The 25,099-nt window shown below is 61.6% G+C and carries 29 protein-coding genes; 13 read left to right on the forward strand and 16 right to left on the reverse strand.

The features are described 5' to 3' along the window. The first annotated feature begins 34 nt into the window (after positions 1–34). Positions 35–499, forward strand: coding sequence for a TIGR02444 family protein (locus tag KHO49_RS15510; RefSeq protein WP_102881255.1), 465 nt, complete (start codon positions 35–37; stop codon positions 497–499). Here the strand turns inward: KHO49_RS15510 and KHO49_RS15515 are convergent. After that, complete coding sequence (locus tag KHO49_RS15515) at positions 496–1,611, reverse strand: AlgP family protein (RefSeq protein WP_213665235.1); 1,116 nt, start codon at positions 1,609–1,611, stop codon at positions 496–498. The genes KHO49_RS15510 and KHO49_RS15515 overlap by 4 nt on opposite strands. Positions 1,612–1,804: 193 nt before the next feature. On the opposite strand from KHO49_RS15515, the gene KHO49_RS15520 reads away from it, so the two are divergent. Beyond that, complete coding sequence (locus tag KHO49_RS15520) at positions 1,805–2,470, forward strand: FKBP-type peptidyl-prolyl cis-trans isomerase (RefSeq protein WP_213665236.1); 666 nt, start codon at positions 1,805–1,807, stop codon at positions 2,468–2,470. Between the two features lie 61 nt (positions 2,471–2,531). Here KHO49_RS15520 and KHO49_RS15525 read toward each other — a convergent pair whose 3' ends face one another. The 7 genes from KHO49_RS15525 to KHO49_RS15555 all read right to left on the reverse strand — a co-directional run bounded on the left by KHO49_RS15525 (position 2,532) and on the right by KHO49_RS15555 (position 8,851). After that, the gene (locus KHO49_RS15525) at positions 2,532–2,990 is read right to left on the reverse strand and encodes an Rsd/AlgQ family anti-sigma factor (protein ID WP_060841672.1); all 459 of its coding nucleotides are present in this window, start codon (positions 2,988–2,990) and stop codon (positions 2,532–2,534) included. Positions 2,991–3,199: 209 nt separating this feature from the next. Further along, on the reverse strand, positions 3,200–3,721 hold the full coding sequence (locus KHO49_RS15530; protein WP_102881258.1) for a disulfide bond formation protein B: 522 nt from the start codon (positions 3,719–3,721) through the stop codon (positions 3,200–3,202). 159 nt (positions 3,722–3,880) lie between these two features. Next, positions 3,881–5,119 (reverse strand): heme biosynthesis protein HemY, encoded by a 1,239-nt coding sequence (locus KHO49_RS15535; RefSeq protein WP_110652920.1) that lies wholly within the window; start codon positions 5,117–5,119, stop codon positions 3,881–3,883. Continuing rightward, positions 5,116–6,255, reverse strand: a complete 1,140-nt coding sequence (locus KHO49_RS15540; RefSeq protein WP_102881260.1) for a uroporphyrinogen-III C-methyltransferase — start codon at positions 6,253–6,255, stop codon at positions 5,116–5,118. Before KHO49_RS15540 ends, KHO49_RS15535 begins: the two co-directional genes overlap by 4 nt. 17 nt (positions 6,256–6,272) lie before the next feature. Further along, on the reverse strand, positions 6,273–7,040 hold the full coding sequence (locus KHO49_RS15545; protein WP_123390031.1) for a uroporphyrinogen-III synthase: 768 nt from the start codon (positions 7,038–7,040) through the stop codon (positions 6,273–6,275). After that, complete coding sequence (hemC, locus tag KHO49_RS15550; RefSeq protein WP_102881262.1) at positions 7,037–7,978, reverse strand: hydroxymethylbilane synthase; 942 nt, start codon at positions 7,976–7,978, stop codon at positions 7,037–7,039. The genes KHO49_RS15545 and hemC overlap by 4 nt, the downstream gene beginning before the upstream one ends. A 126-nt stretch (positions 7,979–8,104) precedes the next feature. Continuing rightward, a complete protein-coding gene (locus tag KHO49_RS15555) occupies positions 8,105–8,851 on the reverse strand; it encodes a LytR/AlgR family response regulator transcription factor (protein ID WP_102862223.1) in 747 nt (248 codons plus the stop codon). 624 nt (positions 8,852–9,475) lie between these two features. Here KHO49_RS15555 and argH point away from each other — a divergent pair. After that, positions 9,476–10,870: an argininosuccinate lyase gene (gene argH, locus KHO49_RS15560; RefSeq protein WP_110652918.1), complete on the forward strand. Its 1,395-nt coding sequence runs from the start codon at positions 9,476–9,478 to the stop codon at positions 10,868–10,870. Between the two features lie 60 nt (positions 10,871–10,930). On the opposite strand, the gene KHO49_RS15565 is transcribed toward argH, so the two are convergent. Further along, positions 10,931–11,578: a glutathione S-transferase family protein gene (locus KHO49_RS15565; protein WP_102862225.1), complete on the reverse strand. Its 648-nt coding sequence runs from the start codon at positions 11,576–11,578 to the stop codon at positions 10,931–10,933. 125 nt (positions 11,579–11,703) lie between these two features. On the opposite strand from KHO49_RS15565, the gene KHO49_RS15570 reads away from it, so the two are divergent. From KHO49_RS15570 to KHO49_RS15580, 3 genes are all read left to right on the forward strand, one after another. Further along, positions 11,704–11,988 (forward strand): hypothetical protein, encoded by a 285-nt coding sequence (locus tag KHO49_RS15570; RefSeq protein WP_102862226.1) that lies wholly within the window; start codon positions 11,704–11,706, stop codon positions 11,986–11,988. 193 nt (positions 11,989–12,181) lie between these two features. Then, complete coding sequence (locus KHO49_RS15575) at positions 12,182–12,427, forward strand: TIGR02647 family protein (protein WP_025130885.1); 246 nt, start codon at positions 12,182–12,184, stop codon at positions 12,425–12,427. Positions 12,428–12,594: 167 nt separating this feature from the next. After that, complete coding sequence (locus KHO49_RS15580; protein WP_213665237.1) at positions 12,595–15,441, forward strand: class I adenylate cyclase; 2,847 nt, start codon at positions 12,595–12,597, stop codon at positions 15,439–15,441. 7 nt (positions 15,442–15,448) lie between these two features. On the opposite strand, the gene rnk is transcribed toward KHO49_RS15580, so the two are convergent. The 3 genes from rnk to cyaY all read right to left on the reverse strand — a co-directional run bounded on the left by rnk (position 15,449) and on the right by cyaY (position 16,575). Continuing rightward, entirely contained in the window at positions 15,449–15,862 is a 414-nt protein-coding gene (gene rnk / locus KHO49_RS15585) for a nucleoside diphosphate kinase regulator (RefSeq protein WP_011064182.1), read from the reverse strand. 142 nt (positions 15,863–16,004) lie between these two features. Next, positions 16,005–16,238: a DUF1289 domain-containing protein gene (locus KHO49_RS15590; RefSeq protein WP_102862228.1), complete on the reverse strand. Its 234-nt coding sequence runs from the start codon at positions 16,236–16,238 to the stop codon at positions 16,005–16,007. A 4-nt stretch (positions 16,239–16,242) separates the two neighbouring features. Continuing rightward, complete coding sequence (gene cyaY, locus KHO49_RS15595; RefSeq protein WP_102862229.1) at positions 16,243–16,575, reverse strand: iron donor protein CyaY; 333 nt, start codon at positions 16,573–16,575, stop codon at positions 16,243–16,245. Between the two features lie 239 nt (positions 16,576–16,814). On the opposite strand from cyaY, the gene lptM reads away from it, so the two are divergent. The 6 genes from lptM to KHO49_RS15625 are packed head-to-tail and all read left to right on the forward strand — an operon-like array spanning position 16,815 to position 21,407. Next, positions 16,815–16,973: an LPS translocon maturation chaperone LptM gene (lptM, locus tag KHO49_RS15600; RefSeq protein ID WP_082729310.1), complete on the forward strand. Its 159-nt coding sequence runs from the start codon at positions 16,815–16,817 to the stop codon at positions 16,971–16,973. Positions 16,974–16,982: 9 nt separating this feature from the next. Continuing rightward, entirely contained in the window at positions 16,983–18,230 is a 1,248-nt protein-coding gene (gene lysA, locus KHO49_RS15605; protein ID WP_102862230.1) for a diaminopimelate decarboxylase, read from the forward strand. Positions 18,231–18,234: 4 nt separating this feature from the next. Next, positions 18,235–19,065: a diaminopimelate epimerase gene (gene dapF / locus KHO49_RS15610; RefSeq protein WP_102862231.1), complete on the forward strand. Its 831-nt coding sequence runs from the start codon at positions 18,235–18,237 to the stop codon at positions 19,063–19,065. Positions 19,066–19,078: 13 nt separating this feature from the next. After that, positions 19,079–19,804 carry a DUF484 family protein gene (locus KHO49_RS15615; RefSeq protein ID WP_102881265.1) on the forward strand — a complete coding sequence of 242 codons (726 nt, stop codon included), beginning with the start codon at positions 19,079–19,081 and terminating at the stop codon, positions 19,802–19,804. Between the two features lie 2 nt (positions 19,805–19,806). After that, complete coding sequence (gene xerC / locus KHO49_RS15620) at positions 19,807–20,703, forward strand: tyrosine recombinase XerC (RefSeq protein WP_102881266.1); 897 nt, start codon at positions 19,807–19,809, stop codon at positions 20,701–20,703. Next, positions 20,703–21,407: an HAD family hydrolase gene (locus KHO49_RS15625; RefSeq protein ID WP_110652915.1), complete on the forward strand. Its 705-nt coding sequence runs from the start codon at positions 20,703–20,705 to the stop codon at positions 21,405–21,407. The genes xerC and KHO49_RS15625 overlap by 1 nt, the downstream gene beginning before the upstream one ends. 124 nt (positions 21,408–21,531) lie before the next feature. Here KHO49_RS15625 and sutA read toward each other — a convergent pair whose 3' ends face one another. From sutA to glnK, 4 genes are all read right to left on the reverse strand, one after another. Next, positions 21,532–21,855 carry a dormancy-specific transcriptional regulator SutA gene (sutA, locus tag KHO49_RS15630; protein ID WP_007926654.1) on the reverse strand — a complete coding sequence of 108 codons (324 nt, stop codon included), beginning with the start codon at positions 21,853–21,855 and terminating at the stop codon, positions 21,532–21,534. Between the two features lie 102 nt (positions 21,856–21,957). Then, positions 21,958–22,383, reverse strand: a complete 426-nt coding sequence (locus KHO49_RS15635; protein ID WP_102862235.1) for a secondary thiamine-phosphate synthase enzyme YjbQ — start codon at positions 22,381–22,383, stop codon at positions 21,958–21,960. Positions 22,384–22,592: 209 nt separating this feature from the next. Then, the gene (locus KHO49_RS15640; RefSeq protein WP_102881269.1) at positions 22,593–23,930 is read right to left on the reverse strand and encodes an ammonium transporter; all 1,338 of its coding nucleotides are present in this window, start codon (positions 23,928–23,930) and stop codon (positions 22,593–22,595) included. Positions 23,931–23,963: 33 nt separating this feature from the next. Then, complete coding sequence (gene glnK, locus KHO49_RS15645; RefSeq protein ID WP_002555808.1) at positions 23,964–24,302, reverse strand: P-II family nitrogen regulator; 339 nt, start codon at positions 24,300–24,302, stop codon at positions 23,964–23,966. 416 nt (positions 24,303–24,718) lie between these two features. On the opposite strand from glnK, the gene KHO49_RS15650 reads away from it, so the two are divergent. Further along, positions 24,719–24,979 carry an accessory factor UbiK family protein gene (locus tag KHO49_RS15650; protein ID WP_072451854.1) on the forward strand — a complete coding sequence of 87 codons (261 nt, stop codon included), beginning with the start codon at positions 24,719–24,721 and terminating at the stop codon, positions 24,977–24,979. The last annotated feature ends 120 nt before the right edge of the window (positions 24,980–25,099 follow it).

Consider the following 25,099-nt stretch of genomic DNA (forward strand, 5'->3'; position numbering starts at 1 on the left):
ACCAGCTTCGCTCGCAACTGGCGCGAGTAGCACTATGTCCTCTGACCTGTGGAATTTTTCCCTGACCATTTATGCCCTTCCCGGCGTGCAGGAAGCCTGCCTGCAACTACAGGACGAAGGTGCCAATGTCTGCCTGCTGCTCTGTGGAGCCTGGCTTGGCCAGCGTGGCGTCCGCTGCGATAGCCAGCGCCTGGAGCAGTTGAAAGAGCTCGCGGCGCCTTGGCACCGGGACGTGGTTCAACCTTTGCGCGACTTGCGCATTGGCTGGCGCGATGCGGCCCGCGAAGACCTTGAGTTGAGTGCCTTGCGCGAACAGGTCAAGACCCTGGAACTGGAAGCCGAACGGCAATTGCTGTTGCGTTTGCAGGAGCGGGTACGGGAATGGCCGGAGGTTCAAGCGAAGAGCCTGGAAGACTGGCTTGAAGGATTGGCGGCCGGAGCCGCCGAACGCAACCGCGACGCGCTGCAGGTGCTGCGCGTCGCGGCGACCGGCGCTTAAGAAGCGCTGGAAGGAGTACCGGCAGTTACCGGAGCGGGAGCGGCAGGAGCTGTGCTCGCAGCCGCTGCTGGCGAGGCTGCTGGCGCGGGTGCAGCTGGCTTGGCCGCAGCCGGTGCTGGAGCCGCTGGCTTGGCTGCCGGGGTGGCGGGTTTGGCCACAGCAGGTTTGGCTGCTGCAGGCTTGGCCGCCGGCTTTTTCGCAGCCGGTTTGGCCGCAGGCTTGGCGGCCGGCTTGGCTGCTGGTTTAGCAGCCGACGATGCTGCTGGCTTGGCAGCTACTGCAGGTTTGCTGGCGGGTTTGGCAGCAGGTTTGGCCGGCGCTTTTGCGGCGGCAGGTTTGGCTGCGGGTTTGGCTGCGACAGGTTTAGCGGCAGCTGTTTTAGCCGCTGCGGGTTTGGCCGCAGGCTTGGCTGCTGGTTTAGCGGCAGGTTTGGCTGCTACAGATTTGGCGGCAGGTTTGGCCACTGGCTTGGCGGCGGCAGGCTTGGCTGCGGCGGCTTTGGCTGCTGGCTTGGCGGCAGCGGTCTTGGCGGCAACAGGTTTGGCAGGCGCAGGCTTGGCGGCAGGTTTAGCCGCTGCGGGTTTGCTCGCCGCGGGTTTAGCTGCGCTGGCAGCCGCTTTTTTCGCCACTGGTTTGGCGGCAGATTTGGCTGGTGCTTTAGCTGCAGGCTTGGCCGCTGGTTTCTTCGCCGCGACAGCTACCGGCTTGGCATCACGAGTGCTCAATGCCTTGGCTACTGCTTCCTTCACACGACCAACGCCTTGAGCCAGTTTCAGGCTTTCCTGGGCATCGCGCTTGAGTTGCAGAATGTAGCTGCGGGTTTGTGCCTGGCGCTCTTTCAATGCGTCCAGCAAGTCTTCGAGTTCTTTCACCGCGGTCTTGGCCTTGGCTTGTGCCTTGGCCTTGCCGGCCGCCGCAGCGTCCTGCAATTTGGTACGCGATTTGTGCAGTTTTTCCTGCGCTTTACCCCGTTGTTTTTCCAGCTTGGCGAGCAGTTTTTCAGCATCAGCCAAGGCTTGGGAACAAGCGTTTTCCAAATGTTCGAGCAGGCTGCCCGACAGCTGTTGGAGCAAATGCAACGGAGTATTTACAGGCTTCTTATTGGCCGACATGGTTTACCTCCTGGCTGACGTGAGTTGCGGCTCATACTAGACCTCTGCTGCTACCGCCGCTAGGGCATGTTGACAGTATCGAAAGCCCGGCGTTGCAGCGGATTGAAAATGTTCTTCGCCGTCATCGAAGTTGCTCACCAACCCGCGCTTTGTCGCTGGCATAATCCACCGCTACTCAGGCCGGAGAGTGCCCATGTCGCGTTACCTGTTTTTATCCCTGAGCCTGTTCTTGCCACTGGCTCAGGCTGCTGCCGAAGCGCCGCCCAATGACGCTCACGACCTTGCCTACAGCCTGGGCGCAAGCCTCGGTGAACGACTGCGTGACGAAGTGCCCGATCTGCAGATCCAGGCATTGGTCGAGGGTTTGAAAGCCGCTTATCAAGGCAAGCCACTGGCCCTAAAAACCGAACGCATCGAACAGATCCTGGCTCAGCACGATGCACGGATCAGCGAGCAGTCGAGCAAGTCGAAAACTGAAGCGGCCCTGGAAAACGAACGACGTTTTCTCGACCAGGAAAAGGCCAAGCCCGGCGTGCGCCAACTGGCCGATGGCATTCTCCTGACCGAGCTGGCACCTGGCAGTGGCAACAAGGCCAGCCCCAACGGTTCAGTCCAGGTGCGCTACACCGGACGCCTGCCCGATGGCACCGTGTTCGACCAGACCCAGCAACCGCAGTGGTTTCGCCTGGACAGCGTGATCGAAGGCTGGCACAGCGCCTTGTCGCAGATGCCCACCGGCGCCAAATGGCGACTGGTGATTCCATCGAATCAGGCCTACGGCACCGAAGGCGCAGGCGACCTGATCGCGCCTTACACCCCCCTGGTATTCGAGATCGAATTGCTGGGCGTTGCTGACTAAGGCACAGGAACGAAAAACGGCACGCCAAGGCGTGCCGTTCCTGTATTGCTCCGCCCTGTTTTCAGGCCTGAGCCACCGCGTCCTGCTTGTGGGCGTTATGCAGCACTTCGATCAGGCAATCTTCCAGTTCGAAGCGTTCGTGCAACAGGCCGCCCAGCTCCTTGAACTTCTGCGCCACACACTGACCCGCATCACACAGGTCGTTGAACGCCAGGAGCTTTTCAGTGATCACATCAATACGCGGATAGAGGGTATCGGCCAGCTCAAGCCCGCGCTTGTCGCCAAAGGCCTTGGCCTCGCTAGTGAGCTGCTCGTAGATTTCAAAATGACCGGCGGAAACGTAGTCCACCAGAATCCCGCAGAATTCCTGCAGTGGTTTCTTGCTCTCGCTCAGGGCTTCGGGCTCGGCACCCAACGCATCATAGGCTCGAACCAGTTCGTGACGCTCCTGCAACCAGCGATCGATCAGCAGATGCACTCCACCCCAGCGTTCCTGAGCATTCTGACAACTTTCGAGCATGGTGATCTCTCTTCCCTTATGGGTCATGCCGCTTGCCCGCCGCCCCCCCTTCTGGAGACTCTGGATCCGGTCAGGCGCAACAGCATCGAGCAACATAATTCCAGTGACGCGTGCGGGCCAGATTATGCCCGCTCGACAACAGCATCAAGGTACGCAGGAGATAAAGTTCATACAAGCGTTTAATCCGCGCCCTCCCACCAAACCATGACTCAGGGCAACGCTGCAGCCTTGCGAGTGGCTCGAAACAGGCGCAGCAGACGGTAGCCGCTGAAGATCAGCATGATCACGAAAAACAGCAGGCTCCACTCGGGCAGACTCATGTCGAGCAGGGTCCAGGTGACCTCCGCGCAGTCCGATGTCCCCACGAAGGTCAATTGCAGTGCCTGCCACCAGGACAGGTTGCGCAACATGAACGGCATGTCCGGCAGGCAGGCCAGGAGTTGCTCGGAAGGAATGTTCTGCAGCAACACATGACGCCCGGCAGTGATCACCCCGAACAGGCCCAGTATCAGGTTGAGCGCCCAGTAGACAGCTCGTCCCATGCGCCCCGGCCCCTGCACCACAGCCAGTAGATTGACGCCAGCGAACATCATCAGCAGCAAGCGTTGCACGCCCCACAAGGTGCAGGATTCCAGGCCACCACCGGATTGCAGGTTGAACGCCGCCCACGAGGCAAAAGCCCCCACCAGGAACACCAGGGAGAACAGCAAGCGAGAGCCGGCCAGCGACATGAGATATCCGTAACGGAGAGAAACAGGCAGCCACGGTAGAGAAAGCGCTCGCTCCTTTCAAGAAGCGCTATGCCGCAGCGGATCGACAATCAACCGTGAATGAGCCATCAACCCCAAATAAAAACAGGCCGGTTGCCTGCAACCGGCCCTGAAGACGCTTCAGATCCGTACCGGAACCGGCAACGGTGACGCCAGCAGGCGCTCGTCGAGCATTCCCAGGCCTTCCTGGAACAGCTGGTTGCTGCGCTCGGTATCACCCAGCTGCGCCAGCAAACGAGCCAGCTCGGCACAGGCTTCAGGATTGCGCTGCAGTCGCAGGCTGCTTTCCAAGTAGTCCCGGGCCTTGCCCCACAGACTGTTCTGCAGACACAGACGGCCCAGGGTCAGCAGCAAACTCGGGTCGTCCGCATGCTCCTTCAACCAGTGCTCGGCAGTCTGCAACTGGCGCGATGGATCGCTGCCGCGCACCAATCCGTAAAGCCGTGCCAGGTGGCTTTCATATTTGCGTTTGAGGGCTGTGCGCAGGGCCTCTTCAGCCTCGGCTCCCGCCCCCAGCTGACGCAGTTGCTCGGCGTAGGCCAGCACCAGCTGTGGCTCCTGGCGTTGGGCCGAAGTCAGTTGCTGCCAGGCTCGATTGAGAGACTGCAGGGCTGCCACCTGATCCTCTTCGCGCCGTGCCGCCAAGGTCAGGTTCTCACCCCAGGCGCGACGCTCCAGCTCCTGCAACTCGCTGGCCGGCAGGGCCTTGTCCTTGCGCAACTCGGGCAGCAAACGGATCAGCGCCGACCAGTCACCACGCTGTTGATGCAGGCGCTGCAACTGGCGCAGGACCTGAACGCTATGGGGATGGCGCTCATGCATCGCTTGCAGGGTGCTCAGGGCACCTTCGGTATCACCGCGGTCGGTCTGCAACTGGGCATGACTCAAGGCGACCGCCAGCTCGGCCTGGGGCTGGCGAGTCAGTGCCCGCTCCAACAACTGGTCGCACTCCTCATAGTGGCCTTGCTCGTTGGCGGCGCGGGCCGCACCGAGGTAATACAACAGTGGTTGACGTTCGGCCTCTGCAGCACGGTGCAGATGTTTTTGCGCGCTGGCCCAACGACCTTCGGCAAGGTCCATCTGGCCCTGCTCGATGGCGATTTGTACCCGGCGACTCCGATTACGCCGCGACCAGGGATTGACCACACCACCAGAGACCATCACCAATTCGATCAGCAGCTTGATGCCCCAGATCACCAACCAGATCAGCGCCACCAGGGCCAGGGTTGCCCACAGACTCGATTCGTAGCGGAAGTTGCTGTAGGCGATCAGCACGTACCCGGGATGCTCGGCAATGGCCAACCCCAACAGGCCAATGGCTGCGATGAGCAGTAGAACGATCACATAGACGCGCTTCATGGGCTCGCCTCCTGGACGGTGTTCGCCGCAGGTTTGGCCAGAGGCTTGACTGAATCTTCAGCGTTCAGATTGCGCCGCTCGAGATAGGCCTGGACCGTGCTCAGGGTCTTGGCCAGATCCGGGGTGACAACGGTCACGGGCTGCTTGCTCAGTTCGGACAAGCGCTCAAGCATGATCTTGCTTTGCGGATTGTCCTGATTGAAGTTGCTGGTCAGTACATCACGTGCCTCGGTCAGTGCCTGGGTATAGACCGCCGCCTGACCATTCAAGGCAGCCCACTGTGCCTGCTCCAACGTCAGGCTCAGGGCCAGGCGTACCTGAGTCAGCCCCTGGCCGGCCAGCAACGGACGGATGTTCTTGTCGGCATTGAAATCGATGCGGAAATAGCGGGAGATCTGATCCCACCACTGCGCCCAGCGGCTCGCGCCGTCACCGTCGGCGGTCAGCCCCAGCAGTGACTCGCCGCGGTCCTTGTACTCCGGAGCCACGGCGCTGAGCTCAAGGACCTGATCACGCAGGGCTCCCAGTTGCAGGAACAGGCCGGTGCGATCTGGTTGCTCGGTACTGCGCAGAGCCGCCAGGCTCTTGGCCAATTGCTCGCGTGCAGCGAAAGAGCCCGGGTCGTTCTGCTCCCGCAGGATATCGTCTGCGCCCTGGACCAGTGCCTGAGCACTGCTGATGTCTTGCAGTGCAGACAGACGCAGACTGGCCAGACGCAGCAGATGCTCGGCCTCGGCCAGGCGCCAGTCCTTGCGGCTGGCGCCGAGCACGGTTTCCAAGCGCTGACTCAAGCGCTGCTGATCACCTTGCAACTGGGCCACCAGCCGCCGCCGGTCCTCCAGCTCATCGGCTGCCGGCAGTTGTTCCAGGCGTGCACTCAGGCGCTGTTCACTGAGTTTGAAACTCTGCGCCTGATCCCCCAAGGCCTGCAGCTGGCTCAGTTGCTGCTGGTTGTTGGCTTGCAGGCTGCGCACCTGCCAGATCCCCCAGCCGCCAGCAGCGACACCCGCCGCCCCCAGCAGCAGGGCCAGTATCGCCAACCCGTTGCCACGACGCTCAACGGTTGGGGTCGTGGGCTCGGCAGGTGCTTCAGGCACCGGCCGCACTTCATCTTTAGGCAAGGCTGTTTCGCTCACGTATCCATCCTTTGCGTTTAGAGAACGGGCACGGGTTGCTCCCGTAACGCCGTTAGCAAAGCCGCGGCACTGGCGCCGCGACAATCCACAACTTTTTCCGCCCCGGCGGCACGTGCCATTTCGGCGACCCGGGGGCTTGGAACAAACAACGGCATCTTCGCCAACTGCGACCAGGCTGGGCCGGCCAACTGCTGCAAGTGGCTGAAACCCTGTCCACTGCTGACCACCAGGCCGTTCAAGCGTTCCCCCTGAATCCGCTCAAGCAGCGCATCCTTGGCGTAATGCGGCAGGCACCGGCGGTAGAGTTCCAGATAATCGACACTAGCACCTAGGTCACGCAAGCGCTCAGAGAGCAGCTCGCGACCGCCCTCTCCACGGACGATCAGCACCCGTGGCTCAGGCCGCCGGATAGCCTCGCGCAATTGGGGAAGTTCAAGCAAGGCTTCGCTGTCATCACCTGTTTGAGGGTAGAAAACTTGCAGACCGGCATCCGCAAGGATCTGCCCGGTACCGGCACCGACACTGAACCAGCTTTGAGCGGGAGGCTGAGGCCAATAGGCTCGCAGCAAGCCAAGGCCAAGGTGCGCGGCAGGCTTGCTGACCACGATCAGCGCACAGTAACGATCCAGTTCCAGCAGGATCGCCCGCTGCGAATCGCTGACAGGCAAGGCTTGAATCTCCAGTAGCGGCAGGCTGCTGCTGAAGACACCGACCTCGACCAGGGTCGCTGCCAACGCAGCGCTATCTTCCCTCGGCCGAGTCAGCAGCAGGCGCCACCCGATCACTCTTCGCCCGCCTCGCCGTAGACCGCGCGCAGGATGTCATCGGCGCCCTGGGCCAGCAGGTCGTCTGCCACCTTCACCCCCAGTTCAGCAGCCGACGCTCGCGGGCCACGCGCTTGCGCGCTCAACAACAGGCCACCGCTAGGCTCGCCGACCAGGCCTCGCAGCCAGATCTGATCGCCTTCGAGCACCGCGTAGCAGGCAATCGGAACCTGGCAGCCACCGTTCAAATGCTTGTTCAGCGCTCGCTCGGCAGTCACCCGGCTGGCTGTGTCGGCATGATGCAGAGGCGCCAGCAACGCGTGAATTTCAGTATCGGCACTACGGCACTCGATGCCGACTGCGCCTTGGCCACCGGCGGGCAGACTCTCATCGACACTGATGGACGAACTGATGCGGTCTTCGAAGCCCAGACGGATCAGGCCGGCGGCGGCCAGGATAATGGCGTCGTACTCACCGGCATCCAACTTGGCCAGCCGAGTATTGACGTTGCCCCGCAGAAAACGAATCTGCAGATCAGGCCGACGGGTCAGCAGTTGAGCCTGGCGGCGCAGGCTGGAGGTACCCACCACGCTGCCTTCCGGCAATTGCTCAAGGCTGGCGTAGGTATTGGAAACAAAGGCGTCACGTGGATCTTCACGCTCGCAGATGCAGAACAACCCCAGGCCTTCGGGAAAGTCCATGGGCACGTCTTTCATAGAATGCACGGCGATGTCGGCCTGGTTTTCCAGCAGTGCGGTTTCCAGCTCTTTGACGAACAGACCCTTGCCGCCGATTTTCGACAGGGGCGAGTCCAGCAGTTTGTCACCGCGACTGACCATGGGCACCAGGGTCACGACGAGGCCCGGATGGGCCTCTTGCAGACGGGCTTTGACGTATTCGGCCTGCCACAAGGCCAGTGCACTTTTGCGGGTAGCGATGCGGATTTCGCGAGAGGACATGGATCAATCCGTACTGAATAGATACGGCAGATAATAACAGCTCAGCCAAAGCAGCTTTGACTTGTATCAGAAACGCAGCGCCCTCCCGACGCCAGGCTTGCCTTTTTGTGGGCCTTGAGTCGCGGTCTAGAGCTGCTGCATCATCTTGCGCACACCCGCCACATGGCGTCGGCTAACGATCAGGGCATCACCATTGAGCCCCTTGAGGTACAGCTGGAAATGCCCCAAGGGCGTACGCTGCAGTCGTTCGATCCGCTCTCGGGCCACCAGCGCATTGCGGTGAATACGCACAAAGCGCTCACCAAATTCGTCTTCCAATGCTTTCAATGGCTCATCCAGAAGCACCTCGCCGCTTTCGTGGCGCAAGGTCACATACTTGTGGTCAGCAATGAAATACACCACCTGAGCCAGAGGAATCAGCTCGATACCCTTACGGGTGCGGGCGCTGATGTGACTACGCGGGCCATTGCCGCTTTCCGCCGCCGGCCGGGTCAGGGCCGCCAACTGCACACGATTGGGCTTCTCGGCCTTTTTCAGCGCCTCCAGCAGCAGTTCTGGGCGCACGGGCTTGACCAGGTGCCCGACCCCGCTGGCATCGAAGGCCTCTAAGGCGAATTCGTCCGGGGCCGCGCAAAACACCAGCGCCGGAGGCGTCTCGCGTTCGCACAATTTTCCGGCGACCTGCAGACCATCCAGACCCGGCATGCGGACATCGAGCAAGACGATATCCGGCTTAAGGCTGTCGATCAGGCTCAGTGCCTCTTCGCCATTGGTGGCGCTGGGCTCCAGGACACTGTATCCCTCAAGCTCACTGACCATCCGGCTCAGGCGCTCGCGGGCTAGGGGTTCGTCATCAACGATCAGGACATTCATATTGCGCTGGATTCCTGCGTGAGTCTCGCACAAGGATAGCGTAGACAGGTGGAGTGACGTCCGTCACGGCGATCCACGATAAGACTAGTGCGAAGGCCAAAAAGTGCCGCAAGTCGGGCACCAATATTTACCCGGACCTGCCCGATACCGCCCAAGGTCGGTGGATGCGCGACGGCGTTGCAGGGAATGCTGGTATTCAACACAAAGCCCCCCTCGTTACTGTGGTCGGTGTCCACCCTGGCCGCACCCGCCTCGTTTCGTGGGCGAGTTGCATGGACCTGCGCGGAGTGAACTCGATGGACAGACTCACTGCGAACACGCGAGGGGTGTTACGCAATTGTGCCGGTCCTCCTGTCCAACTGTAGACGGTTGCCAAGACGATATTGCTCAATCGATAAATATCGTTTGATCGATATCACCTTCCGCACTCAAGCCCCCCCTGTCCTGATCCACTCCGGATTGTGCCGACCTCAGTCTCTGCGCCCTCGGGACCGGCGACAAGCCACGCAGCGCAGGCCCGGAGAAAAAAGCTGCCGACCAGTGCCAGCGACAGCCCAGGCAACCCTGTTATTATCGGCGCCTGTTTTTTACGCCATCTTCCTTCAGCAGATCACGAGCGAATTCATGAGCACTGACAAGACCAATCAGTCCTGGGGCGGCCGCTTCAGTGAACCCGTCGACGCCTTCGTCGCCCGCTTCACCGCCTCTGTCACTTTCGACCAGCGCCTGTATCGCCACGACATCATGGGCTCCATCGCTCATGCCACCATGCTGGCCAAGGTTGGCGTGCTCACTGACGCCGAGCGTGACAGCATCATCGACGGCCTGAAGACCATCCAGGGCGAGATCGAGGCCGGCAGCTTCGACTGGCGCGTGGACCTTGAAGACGTGCACATGAACATCGAAGCGCGCCTGACCGACCGCATCGGCATCACCGGCAAGAAGCTGCACACCGGACGCAGCCGCAATGATCAGGTGGCCACCGACATCCGCCTGTGGCTGCGGGACGAAATCGACCTGATCCTGGCCGAGATCGCCCGCCTGCAAAAAGGCCTGCTGGAACTGGCCGAGCGCGAAGCCGAAAGCATCATGCCGGGCTTCACTCACCTGCAGACCGCCCAGCCCGTGACCTTCGGGCACCACATGCTGGCCTGGTTCGAAATGCTCAGCCGCGACTACGAGCGCCTGGTGGACTGCCGCAAGCGCACCAACCGCATGCCCCTGGGCAGCGCTGCGCTGGCCGGCACCACCTACCCCATCGACCGCGAGCTGACCTGCCAGCTGCTGGGCTTCGAAGCCGTGGGCGGCAACTCCCTGGACAGCGTCTCCGACCGTGACTTCGCCATCGAATTCTGCGCCGCCGCCAGCGTGGCAATGATGCACCTGTCGCGTTTCTCCGAAGAGCTGGTGCTGTGGACCAGCGCGCAGTTCCAGTTCATCGATCTGCCGGACCGCTTCTGCACCGGCAGCTCGATCATGCCGCAAAAGAAAAACCCCGACGTGCCGGAGCTGGTACGGGGCAAGAGCGGCCGAGTGTTCGGCGCACTGATGGGCCTGCTGACCCTGATGAAGGGCCAGCCCCTGGCGTACAACAAAGACAACCAGGAAGACAAGGAACCGCTGTTCGACGCTGCCGACACTCTGCGCGACTCACTGCGGGCCTTCGCAGACATGATCCCGGCCATCAAGCCCAAGCACGCCATCATGCGTGAAGCGGCCCTGCGCGGCTTCTCCACCGCCACCGACCTGGCGGACTACCTGGTGCGCCGTGGCCTGCCGTTCCGTGACTGCCACGAAATCGTCGGCCATGCCGTGAAGTACGGTGTGGAGACTGGCAAGGACCTGGCAGAAATGAGCCTGGAAGAACTGCGCAAATTCAGCGACCAGATCGAGCAGGATGTGTTTGCCGTGCTGACCCTGGAAGGTTCGGTAAATGCCCGTAACCACATCGGCGGCACCGCTCCAGCTCAGGTCCGGGCTGCTGTGGCTCGCGGCCAGGCGTTGCTGGCCAGCCGCTAAGCACCCTGCCCGCAGGGGCCGGCAACCCTCTGCCGGTCCTTGCAAGCTGGCTGCCCGGCGCTAGCGTCCCGATCGCCTGGCGGTAATGAGCGCAGCCTTGTCAGCGGCAATTCGCCTGGCGTTGGGCGTCTGTTCCAGGCGCTCCAACAGGGCCCTGGCCTCTGGCATATCGGCCAGAAAATCGATCCCGAACAGCTTGTCCCCAACGACCAGGGCCAGGTTCACGCTGTACTGGAAATACAGGTCCGCCACGCTCAGGCTGGTACCCGCCACATACGGCGCGAACCGAGCATGCCGGCGCAATGCGGCAAACCCCTGCAGCAATTCGACTCCAGCCTTTTCCTTGATGGCCTCGGGCAGCGTTGCACCGAAGAACACTTCGGGGAAACAGGCTCGGGCCGGCAGCTCGATATAGAGTTCGATCTCCTTGGCCAGCGCCAGCACCTGTGCCCTCTCGAAAGCATCTCCCGGGAGCAGCGCCGGCTCGGGATGGACCTGCTCCAGGTAATCGAGAATCACGCTGGTTTCACTGATAAAGCCCTGCTCCACTTCCAGCACCGGAACCTTGCCCCGGGGACTGATGGCCAGCGCCTCGGGGCTCTGGCCGGCGTAGAACAACACCTCCTCGAAGGGCAGGCCCTTTTCCAGCAGGGCCAGTTTGACCATGTTGTAGTAGTTGCTGATGGCGAAGCCATAAAGCTTGAACATCCCATAGCCTCCAGGCCGTGCAGGGGGTCGGCAGGACTTTTTATAGAAGGTTAATCCACTTCTGACCAGCAGCATCCAGCCTCTGAATACGAGTAAACTGGCGACCTTTCCTTGAGGAGCCTGCCATGAGCGAGCCAACCGATATCGACAACGACGAAGAAGAGTTCGCCGAAAACACCCTGATCGAAGCGATCGAGAACCAGATCGAAAGCGACAATCCGCCAGCAGCCAAGGCCACCTTCAATAAGCTGACTCTGGTGGGTTACGAGCGGGAAGAAATCCTCAACCTGATGGCCCACGTCCTGGCTGTCGAGATCGATGCGATCCTCGAGGAAGACCGCGCCTTCGATACCCAATGGTACGAAGCCGCGCTGCGCGCCCTGCCGGAACTGCCTCCAGAGAAGCAGTAAGCCGCTACCACCGGAGCGCTGCCCGCAGCAACGCTCCGGCACGCCACTCCCGACCTGACTACACTGCAGGCACCCTGCGGCCAAAGACCGCTGCCCCCAGGTACAAAAGTCCTCAGCGAATGCTGGACACGCCGCCGTTCTGCGGTCACCTTAAGAACGCTGACCTCTCATTCCTAGAAAGTCTGGAGTCCTTATGTCGTATACCCCTGAGTTGGTTGCCGAACTGGAAATCCTTGCACTCTTCAACCTGGACAACTCCCAGGAAGGCCTGAAAATCCATCAGACCGCCGCCCCTTCTGCCATCGCCGCCGCCCAACGCCTGTTTGACAAAGAACTGATTACCCAGCCCGATGGGGGCTACCTGACCAGCCTTGGCCGGGATGCTGCTGAACATGCCCAAGGCCTGCTGACCATCCTGAGCGTCAAAGAAACCGCCTGAACACCGTTCCTCGGCCTGCGGGGTTCCCGTCTGTCGGATTCCGTAGGCACCCTCCCGCCAATACGCTAGAAATCTGGCGTCAAAAAACAAAATCAGCTTAAGGCTCGGTCTTGTCTGACGATAAACTGCTGCCGTCCTCAAACCGCCACGTTCGAGCTCAGCTTGAAATGCCCCATACCCATGAAATCCGTCCCGATCTGGATGAAGGAATCGATCGCAAGGTTCTCAGTCAACTGCGCGCGCGTTTTCTCACCCTCAATGCCGGACGCATGGCTCGGGCAATGGAAGGGTTGTCGGCACGCCAGCAGCTGGTCCTCAACCTGCTGCCACTGTTCTTTCACGTCAATCATCCACTGCTGCCCGGCTACGTTTCCGGCGCTACCCCGGCGGGGTTGTCCAACTACGAGCCCGACCCGCAAGCCCTGGCTGAAGCCCAGCGCCTGACCCGCTCCTTTTCCTACAAGCCTCGTCATGGCAATCCACCTCGACCTATCCACGGCCTGTTTCTCATGGGCAGCCTGGGCACCCTGGCCCAGGCGGACCAGAGCGACATGGATGTCTGGGTGTGCCATGCGCCGGGCCTGAGCGAAACCGAGCTGGCCGAACTGCAGAAGAAATGCCAGTTGCTGGAAGCCTGGGCCGCGGGCCAGGGCGCCGAGGCGCACTTTTTCCTGATCGATCCCAGCCGTTTTGTCCGCGGCGAGCGGGATACACAGTTGAGTTCGGATGATTGCGGCACCACCCAGCACTACCTGCTGCTCGACGAGTTCTACCGCACCGCCATCTGGTTGGCCGGACGCACGCCGTTGTGGTGGCTGGTGCCGGTGTACGAGGAGTCCCGCTACGAGCGCTACATCCACACCCTGCTCTCCAAGCGCTTCGTACCCGCCGAAGAGAACCTGGACCTGGGCCACATGGCACGCATTCCGCCCGGCGAGTTCATCGGAGCCGGACTCTGGCAGCTGTTCAAGGGCATCGACTCCCCCTACAAATCAGTACTCAAGCTGCTGCTGATCGAGGTCTACGCCAGTGAGCATCCCAGGGTCCAGTGCCTGAGCCTGCGCTTCAAGCAGGCGGTGTTCGCCAACCGCCTGGACCTGGACGAGCTCGACCCCTATATCGTGGTTTACCGACGCATCGAGGAATACCTCAAGGCCCGTGGCGAGCCCGAGCGTCTGGAACTGGTACGGCGCAGCCTGTACCTCAAGGTCAACCGCAAGCTTTCCAGCGGCAATGGCGCTCGCAGTCCGAGCTGGCAGCGGGCACTGCTTGAGCGCCTGGCCAGCGAATGGGGCTGGGATCAGCGCCAGCTGGCCCTGCTGGACAGTCGCAGCCAATGGAAAGTGCGCCAGGTCAGCAGCGAGCGCCGGGCGCTGGTCAACGAGCTCAACTACAGCTACCGCTTCCTGACCCAGTTCGCCCGCACCGAACAGGCCGCCAGCCTGATCAATAAGCGCGACTTGAACGTGCTGGGCCGACGCCTGTACGCAGCATTCGAACGCAAGGCGGGAAAAATCGAGTTCATCAATCCCGGTATCGCCCCGGACCTCGCGGAAGACACCCTGACCCTGGTGCAATCGCCGAACAAGAAAGAACCAGGGCAGACTCATTGGGGCCTGTACAACGGCAATCTGACCGCCCTGGAGTGGGAGCACTTCGCGCCTATCAAGCGCAGCCGTGAATTGCTTGAGCTGCTGACCTGGTGCCATCGCAATGGGGTGATCGATAGCAGCACGCGCCTGGCGCTGCACCCTGGCAGCAGCGACCTGAGCGAGTTCGAGCTGTTCAACTTGCTCGGCAGCCTGCAACAGACGGTGGCCCTGCCATTGGCCACCGTCGACGAAGACCAGCTGCTGCATGCCAGCGTACCCGGCGAAGTGCTGATCCTGGTGAACGTCGGAGTCGACCCGCTCAAGCATCACCGCGACCTGAATATTCTCATGACCACCGAGCGCACCGACTCCCTGAGCTACGCCGGGGTGCGGGAAAACCTGGTGCTGACCCTGGATCAGGTCACCCTCAATAGCTGGAACGAGGTCATGGTCGGGCGCTATGACGCTGAACATGCCTTGCTCGAATGCCTGCGGGACTACCTCAATAACCTGCCGTCCGACTCACAACCACGGTTGCGGGTCCGCTGCTTCTGCCACAACCGCGCACAGTTCATCGCTCGGCGGGTGGAGGAGCTGTTCGAAACCGCGCACCACCTCCTGCTCAGTCAGCTCAACTACCGCTACCTGATCCAGGTCCAGCAGCACTTTCACGTCCTCGAACTGGTACCCGGCCAGGTTCGGCATCGGGCCATGGCGACACCCGCCGCACTGCTTGAATACCTGGGCCAGGAGCAAGCCCGCTATAGCCCCCTGCACCTCGATCCCATGGCCCTGGAAGATCACGACCTGGCGCTGATCCTGCCCATGGGCCAGCCAGACTGCATTCAGGTGTTCTACCGGATCATCGAGCAGCACGCCGAACTCTATATCCTCGATGAGCACAACGCCCTGTGGCAGCAGACCCTGGCGTACCACGACGAACAAAGCCTGCTGGTGCCCCTGCAGCGCTTCCTGCAGTCGATCCTCTACCGCCGTGAAGCGCTACAGTCGATGGACAGTAGCCAGGGCGAGAAACCTTTGGACACACTCTACTTGCAGATACTGCCCTCAGGCACCGGTCGGGCGCGCCGGGTAGAGCCGCGACCAGCACCTGCGACCCCTGTGGACAAGGCCTTTTATGACGTGCAGGCGATCATCGGCAAGGCTGCACCTGGCCAGGTGCAAGTCTCGCTGTACTGCAATCAACGGGAGTTTTCCGAACTGGAATATGGCAACCAGCTATTCAGCGCGGTGGCCCAGGAAATCGTCGGACAGCGCCGTGAACCGGAACGCTATCGCTGCTACATCACCGACCTGGACCTGTCCGGCCTGCTCGGTGATATGCAAAGTTCGAGCATTGTGTATCTGCGCTACAAGGCCAGCCTGGAGCGCGCACTGAACGACGCGCTCGAGCAGGTCTAGCCGCAAATCAGAGGTGGTAGTCGCCCGCGGCTTCCGGCTGGTATTCCACTTCCAGCAGAGTCAGCTTCAGGGTCTTGCCACCCGGCGCCGGCCAGTCGATGTATTGACCCACCTGCAAGCCCAGCAAGGCGCTGCCCACGGGTGCAAGGATCGAAATCTTGCCTTCGTCGGCGTTGGCGTCCTGTGGATAAACCAGGGTCAGGTGATAGTCCTTGCCACTGCTTTCCTCACGGCAATGCACACGCGAGTTCATGGTTACGACACCGGCCGGTACTTCATCGTGACCCACCAGCGTTTCGGCACGATCCAACTCGGTTTGCAGTGCAATGACGCCTGGCAGCGAGTCGTCCAGGCTGTCGATCAGGCGCTCCAGACGTTGCACGTCAAGGCGGGTAAGGATGATGGATGGTGCAGTACTCATGATCCTGGCTGACTCCTATTTTTTCTGCACAAAAAAGCAAAACCCCGCCAAATAAGACGGGGTTCTCACCGGCCTCGATGTAGCGAGGCGAAGTCGGACACTATCACAGCACACTGAATAAACAAACCGTACCAGTACGAACCTAAAGTCCCCCGGCTGTACCGCTCTGTTTGCGCTGCAGCGCTTGTGCGCAGATCACTCGCCGCCGCTCGTCATCGGCCGAACGCCACTCGCGAATATCCTCCACATGGCGGAAACAGCCGCGGCAGACCTTCTCCTCATCGAGACGGCACAGACTGATGCACGGCGAACTGACCGCCGGGCTGACATTACTGTAGAGCGGCTTGGGCGGTCGGGCTGCGGCAGGCTGAGTCACGACCTCAGAGCCCTTCGAAATCGAGCTTGATATCCGCCTGTTCGAGAACGATGCGTTCCAGCATCTCCCCCAGCTGCTCTTCACTCTTGTCGCACATCCAGCGCTCGCTTTCCTCGTCGTAGTCGAAGTGGAAACCACCGGAGCGGGCGGCCAGCCACAGCTGGCGCAAAGGTTCCTGGCGGCTGAAGATCACCTGGCTGCCGTTGTCGAACTTGACGGTGAGCACTCCGGCGGAGCTTTCCAGGTCAATGTCCAGGTCGCTTTCATCGAAAATATCCTCCAGCGTCTGCTGGGTGGCGTCCACCAGGTCGTGAAAACGGGCTTCGGTCAAACTCATTGCAGGAACCTCAAAAAGTGTCTACTCACGCTCAAGCGCCGCAAGATACGGACGCTCCCCGGCGAATGCAAAGGATACCGAACAGGCGGATAAATGCGACGCCCATTGTGTCGGAAGCCGACCAAAGCCTCTGAGCAGCCCCTGGCAAAGGCCCGCTGGACGGGAGTTACGCTGCATAGGCAAGCTGCCGGGTGGCCGGTATACTCGGGCGCAATTTACGCATTCTCAAGGATTTCGCCATGAAGCGCCTGATCTCTTCCCTTGCTGCGCTCGTCGCGGTTGCCTGCCTTGTTACCGCCTGCGGCCAGAAAGGCCCGCTGTATCTGCCCGATGACAGCAAATCCCCAGAAGAACAGGCGAAATCGCAGTCGAAGTCGCACAAGCACGACACCTACTAAGGGCTCACCATGGACGCTTTCAACTACCGCGACGGTGAGCTGTTCGCGGAAGGCGTAGCCCTGTCCGCCATTGCCGAGCGTTTCGGCACGCCGACCTACGTCTACTCCCGAGCGCACATCGAGGCCCAGTACCTGGCCTATGCCGAGGCGCTTGCCGGCATGCCGCACCTGGTCTGCTTCGCGGTAAAAGCCAACTCCAACCTGGGTGTGCTGAATGTCCTGGCGCGCTTGGGCGCAGGCTTCGACATCGTCTCCCGGGGCGAGCTGGAGCGCGTCCTGGCGGCTGGCGGCCAAGCCGACAAGATTGTCTTTTCCGGTGTCGGCAAGACCCGTGACGACATGCGCCGAGCCCTGGAAGTGGGCGTCCATTGCTTCAACGTCGAGTCCGCAGAAGAGCTTGAGCGCCTGCAGCTGGTGGCCGCCGAACTGGGTGTTCGCGCGCCAATCTCGCTGCGAGTCAATCCCGACGTCGATGCCGGCACTCACCCGTATATCTCCACCGGGCTCAAGGAAAACAAGTTCGGCATCGACATTGCGACTGCCGAGGACGTGTACATCCGCGCCGCGCAGCTGCCGAACCTGGATATCGTCGGGGTCGACTGCCACATCGGCTCGCAACTGACCACCCTGGCGCCTTTCATCGACGCCCTCGACCGCCTGCTGGATCTGGTGGATCGTCTTGGAGAATGCGGCATCTACCTGCGCCACATCGATCTGGGTGGCGGTCTGGGCGTGCGTTATCGCGACGAAGAGCCGCCACTGGCCGCCGACTACATCAAGGCCGTGCGTGAACGCCTGGATGGCCGCGACCTGGCCCTGGTGTTCGAACCGGGCCGCTTCATCGTGGCCAACGCCGGTGTACTGCTGACCCGTGTCGAGTACCTCAAGCACACCGAACACAAGGATTTCGCCATCGTCGACGGCGCCATGAACGACCTGATCCGCCCAGCGCTGTACCAGGCCTGGATGGATGTCAGTGCCGTCCAGCCGCGGGATGCCGAACCCCGCACCTACGACATCGTCGGACCGATCTGCGAAACCGGCGACTTCCTCGCCAAGGAACGCAACCTGGCCCTGGCCGAGGGCGATCTGCTGGCGGTGCATTCCGCTGGTGCCTATGGTTTCGTCATGAGCTCGAACTACAACACCCGCGGCCGTGCCGCTGAAGTACTGGTCGATGGTGACCAGGCTGTTGAAGTGCGTCGCCGCGAGACGGTAGCCGAGTTATTCGCTGGCGAAAGCCTGCTGCCGGAGTAAGACCATGCTGCTGCGTTTTACCAAGATGCATGGCCTGGGCAATGACTTCATGGTTCTCGACCTGGTCAGCCAGCACGCGCATATTTTGCCCAAGCACGCCAAACAATGGGGTGATCGCCATACCGGAATCGGCTTCGATCAACTGCTGATCGTCGAGGCACCGAGCAACCCGGACGTGGACTTCCGCTACCGGATCTTCAACTCCGACGGCTCCGAAGTGGAACAGTGCGGCAACGGCGCCCGCTGCTTCGCCCGTTTCGTACTGGACAAGCGCCTGACCACCAAGCGTCAGATCCGCGTCGAGACCAAGAGCGGCGTCATCGAACTGGATGTACGCAACGACGGACAGATCAGCGTCAACATGGGGGCTCCGCGCCTGGTGCCGGCGGACATTCCGTTCCAGGCCCCGGCCCAGGCCGACAGCTACACGCTGGACGTCGACGGCCTGCAGGTCGAGCTGGCCGCCGTGTCCATGGGCAACCCTCACGCCGTGTTGCGGGTGGATGACATCAACAGCGCGCCGGTACACGAACTGGGGCCGAAGATCGAGCATCACCCGCGCTTCCCGGCGCGGGTCAATGTCGGCTTTCTCCAGGTGCTGGACCGTCAACGCGCGCAATTGCGGGTCTGGGAACGTGGCGCCGGGGAAACCCAGGCCTGCGGTACCGGCGCCTGCGCAGCCGCAGTGGCCGCGATCAGCCAGGGGTGGATGGATTCGCCCCTATTGATCGACCTGCCGGGCGGGCGCCTGTCCATTGAATGGGCAGGCCCTGGCCAACCGGTGATGATGACCGGTCCGGCAGTGCGCGTATACGAAGGACAGGTGCGTCTTTAAGTGAGCGAAATCCATGACTGATCAGCCGCAGGCTCCCGCCGCAAAGCCCGACCCAACGCCTTCTGCCGACCTGGACGCAGCCGCCGTCGCCGCGTACCTGGAGGCCCATCCGGACTTCTTCGTCGAGCACGACGAGTTGCTCCCGGCCTTGCGCATTCCGCACCAGCGCGGCGACACCGTATCGCTGGTGGAGCGGCAGATGAAGATCCTGCGCGAGCGCAACATCGAGATGCGCCATCGCCTGTCGCAATTGATGGACGTGGCCCGGGACAACGACCGGCTGTTCGACAAGACCCGACGCCTGATCCTGGCCCTGATGGACGCCACCAGCCTGGAAGAGGTGGTGATGAGTGTCGAAGACAGCCTGCGCCAGGATTTCCAGGTGCCCTTCGTCAGCCTGATTCTGTTCAGCGACAGCCCCATGCCGGTAGGCCGCTGGGTCTCCGCCGCCGAAGCCCAGGGCGCCATCGGCGGCCTGCTTTCAGAAGGCAAGAGTGTCAGTGGCAGCCTGCGCGAGCACGAACTGGACTTTCTCTTCGGCGAAGAACAGCGCAAGCAGATCGGCTCCACTGCGGTAGTCGCCCTGGCGCACCAGGGCATGCACGGTGTACTGGCCATCGCCAGCCGTGACCCGCAGCACTACAAGAGCTCGGTAGGCACCCTGTTCCTCAATTACATTGCTGAAGTCACCGGCCGCGTGCTGCCGCGCTTCACCCACTCGCTGCGCTCGGTACGCTGACCATGCAGCAGCAACTGGATGCCTACTGCGCACACCTGCGCAGTGAGCGCCAGGTGTCGCCCCATACCCTGCTGGCCTACCGGCGCGATCTCGACAAGGTGTTGGGATTCTGTGAAAAGCAGCAGGTGCGCAGCTGGACCGACCTGGATATCCAGGGCTTGCGCAGCATGATTGCCCGCCTGCACCAGCAAGGTCAGTCATCACGCAGCCTGGCACGCCTTCTGTCCGCCGTGCGCGGGCTCTATCACTACCTGAACCGCGAAGGGCTGTGCGATCACGACCCGGCCAACGGCCTGGCACCGCCAAAGGGCGAACGTCGCCTGCCCAAGACCCTGGATACCGACCGCACCCTACAACTGCTCGACGGCGCGGTAGAAGACGACTTCCTGGCCCATCGCGACCAGGCGATCCTGGAACTGTTCTACTCCTGCGGCTTGCGTCTCTCCGAGCTGACCAGCCTGAACCTCGAACAGCTGGATCTGGCCGACGGCCTGGTGCAGGTGCTGGGCAAAGGCAGCAAGACCCGTGTGCTGCCGGTAGGCAAGAAGGCCCGGGAAGCCCTGACGCTGTGGCTGCCGCTGCGAGCCCTGAGCAACCCGCCGGACGGCGCCCTGTTCGTCAGCCAGAAGGGGCGCCGCCTGGGGCCACGAGCCATTCAGTTGCGGGTCAAGGCCGCCGGCGAGCGGGAACTGGGACAGAACCTGCACCCGCACATGCTGCGCCATTCCTTTGCCAGCCATTTGCTGGAGTCCTCCCAGGACCTGCGAGCCGTGCAAGAGTTGCTGGGGCATTCGGACATCAAGACCACACAGATCTATACCCACCTGGACTTCCAGCACCTGGCAGCGGTCTACGACAGCGCCCATCCACGGGCCAAACGCAACAAAGGCGGTGAGTAATGACCATCAAGCTGATCACCTTCGACCTCGACGACACCCTGTGGGATACCGCGCCGGTGATCGTCAGCGCCGAAGCCACCCTGCGCCAGTGGTTGACCGAGCACGCACCGAATCTCGGCGGCGTGCCGGTGGAGCATCTGTGGGCCATTCGCGAACGGGTGCTGCAGGACGAGCCGACGCTCAAGTACCGGATCAGCGCCCTGCGCCGCCGGGTGCTGTTCCATGCCCTGCAAGAGGCCGGGTATGAGCACAGCCAAGCCAGCCAGCTAGCCGACCAGAGCTTCGAAGTGTTCCTGCATGCCAGGCATCAGCTGGACATCTTCCCCGAGGTTCAGCCGACCCTGGAGGCCCTGGCCAATCATTTCGCCCTAGGGGTCGTCACCAACGGCAATGCCGACGTGCGTCGCCTGGGTCTGGCGGACTACTTCAAGTTCGCCCTGTGCGCCGAAGACATTGGGGTCGCCAAGCCGGATGCCCGGCTGTTCCATGAAGCCCTGCAGCGCGGTGGCGCAACGGCCGAAACCGCCGTGCATATCGGCGATCACCCGGGCGACGACATTGCCGGCGCCCAGCAGGCGGGCCTGCGGGCCATCTGGTTCAATCCTGCGGGCAAGGCCTGGGAAGCCGAGCGCGCCCCTGATGCCGAGATTCGCAGCCTCAAAGAACTGCCAGCACTGCTGGGTCGCTGGCACAGCGGCACCTGATGCGGCTCGTTCTGTAGGAGCGAGCTTGCTCGCGATCGCCGCCACGCGGCGCCATTTACCCGGCACGCGCCCATGAAAAAGCCCGCAGCGACGGCGGGCTTTTTCAGCAAGCAAGTAACAAGGCTCAGATAGGCCGGCTGCCGTACTTGTTATCAGGCTTCTTGGGCGGATCGGCGACCACATTGGCCTCGACTTCCTGCACTTTGCCGCCACGGGCCAGGAACTCTTCCATGGCACGCGCCAGTGCATCACGCTCCTTGTTCTTGGCTTCGACACTCGGCAGCTCGTCTACCGAGACGGCGGCCTTGGCCTTGCCTTTGGCGGTCGGAGCAGGAACATCACTGCCATCGTCTTCCGCCACATCGTCGGCGGCCGCTTCAAGACCTTCTTCGGTTTCGTCTTCGTCACCTACTTCGAGGTCGTCGTTTTCCAGATCATCGTCGCTCATGTTCTACCTCATGACTTGCGAAAAGCAGATTAGTTATAGCCCAGCTGCGCCGACTGTCGAAGGCTGCCGGAAAAAAATCAACGTCCACTGATACTCAGCGGCTTATGCCCGATCACCCTGCAGGGTGGCAAGGACTTTGCGAGCACCGCCATGATCGCGATGCTCGCCCAGATAAACACCTTGCCAGGTGCCTAGCGCCAAGCGCCCCGCCGCTACCGGCAAAGTCAGCTGACAGCCTAGCAAACTGGCTTTGAAGTGCGCCGGAAGGTCGTCCGCGCCCTCGTCGTCATGTTCGTACCCGGCCATGCCTTGAGGCACCAGGGTGTTGAAGAAACGCTCGAAGTCACGCCGTACCGCCGGATCGGCGTTCTCGTTGATGGTCAACGAGGCCGAGGTATGTTGCAGCCATAAATGCAGCAGACCAACCCGACATGCCCTCAACTCAGGCAGGCCGGCGAGCAACTCGTCCGTCACCAGATGAAAGCCCCGGGGCCTGGCCCGCAGGGTAATCAGGGTCTGTTGCCACATACCGATCTCCACGCTTCGGCGCGCATTCTAGCGCGCTCAGGGAAAAAACAAAGCGCCGAATAATCCTGCTTTAGTGTAAGCATTTGTCCTGCTGGAAATCGCCACGGCATACACGCCAATGCTTGTCAGTAAATCCATTCAGCCTTTCGCAATGACAAACGCCAGGCAAAAAAATGCCCGGCCGGAGCCGGGCGTTTTTTCAGGCGCGATTACAGGTTGTAACCCCGCTCGTTGTGTTGTGCCAGATCGAGGCCGACCGCTTCTTCTTCCTCGGTAACCCGAAGCCCGATGATGGCATCCAGGACCTTGAGAATGATGAAGGTCACGATCGCGGTGTAGATCACGGTAAAGCCCACACCTTTGCACTGAATCCAGACTTGCGCGGCGATGTCGGTCACGGTGCCGAAGCCGCCCAGAGATGGAGCGGCGAACACACCGGTGAGGATCGCGCCAAGAATACCGCCGATGCCGTGAACGCCGAAGGCATCCAGGGAGTCGTCATAACCCAGCTTGCGCTTGAGGCTGGTGGCACAGAAGAAGCACACCACGCCAGCGGCCAGGCCGATGATCAGGGCGCCCATCGGGCCAACGGTGCCCGCGGCCGGAGTGATGGCTACCAGGCCGGCGACCACGCCCGAAGCGATACCCAGCGCGCTTGGCTTGCCGTGGGTGATCCACTCGGCAAACATCCAGCCCAGGGCCGCGGCGGCAGTAGCGATCTGAGTCACCAGCATGGCCATGCCGGCAGTACCGTTGGCCGCAGCAGCGGAACCAGCGTTAAAGCCAAACCAACCGACCCACAGCATGGCCGCGCCCATCAGGGTATAGCCCAGGTTGTGGGGAGCCATCGGCGTGGTAGGGAAGCCTTTGCGCTTGCCCAGTACCAGGCACGCCACCAGGCCTGCGATACCGGCATTGATGTGGACCACGGTGCCGCCGGCGAAATCCAGCACGCCCCAGTCCCACATCAGGCCGCCATTGCCGGACCAGACCATGTGCGCGATCGGTGCATACACCAGGGTGAACCAGACGCCCATGAAGATCAGCATGGCGGAGAACTTCATCCGCTCGGCGAAGGCACCGACAATCAACGCCGGAGTGATGATGGCGAAAGTCATCTGGAAGGTGATGAACACCGCTTCAGGGAACAGCGCCGCCGGGCCGGTTACGCTGGCTGGGGTCACGCCCGCCAGGAAAGCCTTGCCCAGGCCACCGAAGAAGGAGTTGAAGTTGACGACGCCCTGTTCCATGCCCGTCGTGTCGAACGCAATGCTGTAGCCATAGATGACCCACAGAATGCTGATCAGGCCGGTAATGGCAAAGCACTGCATCAGCACTGAAAGAATGTTTTTCGACCGCACCATGCCGCCGTAGAACAGCGCCAGGCCAGGAATGGTCATGAACAGCACCAAGGCTGTGGAAGTCAGCATCCAGGCGGTGTCGCCGGAGTTGAGGACTGGAGCTGCCACTTCGTCTGCCGCCATGGCCAGGCCAGGCATTACGAGGGACAAAAGGGCTCCTAGCCCTGCGAATTTACGCAGAGTCATATTGTTTTCTCCTGGGGCGTTGGGTTTGGCGGCTTAGATTGCGTCGGTATCGGTTTCGCCGGTACGGATGCGAATAGCCTGTTCCAGATTGACCACGAAGATCTTGCCGTCACCGATCTTGCCGGTGTTGGCGGCCTTGGTTATCGCCTCGATAACCCGGTCAAGATCCTTGTCGTCAATGGCGACATCGATCTTCACCTTGGGCAGGAAATCCACCACATACTCCGCACCGCGATACAGCTCGGTGTGACCCTTCTGCCGGCCGAAGCCTTTGACCTCAGTGACGGTAATGCCCTGCACGCCGATCTCGGACAGCGACTCGCGCACGTCGTCCAACTTGAACGGCTTGATGATGGCAGTGACTAGCTTCATGAAACTCTCTCCCGAATTGGTGGACTTGCCCCAGGAAAACAAACCCGACTCAAGTCTAAGCGCAGTGCCTGGCTTTGTAACGCATCGTCGACCTTCCTCAGCCAGACCGACGCCAGCTAACCGCTTCTGACGAAACACTCCCCGCTCCGCCTGCCGCACTGCATTCGTCACAGCGACTGCATCAGTGCATGGGTCACCAAGGTCTAAGCAGAAAGCTTGCCAGCTCGGGAAAAATCAGTGATTTCAGTCCCTTGCCCACGGCCGTCCGGGCTTGCCACAAATCGGCACCGCGGATACGCACAATAACGGTGCGCGAGCGCCCGCCCGGATGCGCGAAAAACGTGCAGAGCGGGCACCACCAAGCCCTTGAGCCGTGCGTGATACACTGCGGCCCATCTGCTATTCAGGACACTCCCATGCTCGCGCCCAAAGACCTTCTCGATGCCCTGAGCGGCCACGCCTCGCGTTTGCTCAGCGGTGAAACACCTCTGCCTCGCAATGAAATCGAAAGCCAGTTCAAGGCCCTGCTGCAAAGCGGCTTCAGCAAGCTGGACCTGGTCAGCCGGGAAGAATTCGACAGCCAGATGGTGGTCCTGGCCCGCACCCGGGCACGCCTGGAAAGCCTGGAGGCCAAAGTGGCGGAGCTGGAAGCCCGGCTCAATCCGGCAGCGCAATGAGCTGAACCCGCGATTCGCCGACAAGCCGGCTCCTACAAACCTGGAGCCGGTTTGCCATCGAAAGCCCTAGCGCCGGCGACATATCCTGTGCGCATTCAAAGCTCCTCCCGCCAAAGCCCT

It is taken from the genome of Pseudomonas sp. RC4D1, from assembly GCF_018390395.1.
Lineage (GTDB): Bacteria > Pseudomonadota > Gammaproteobacteria > Pseudomonadales > Pseudomonadaceae > Aquipseudomonas > Aquipseudomonas danubii.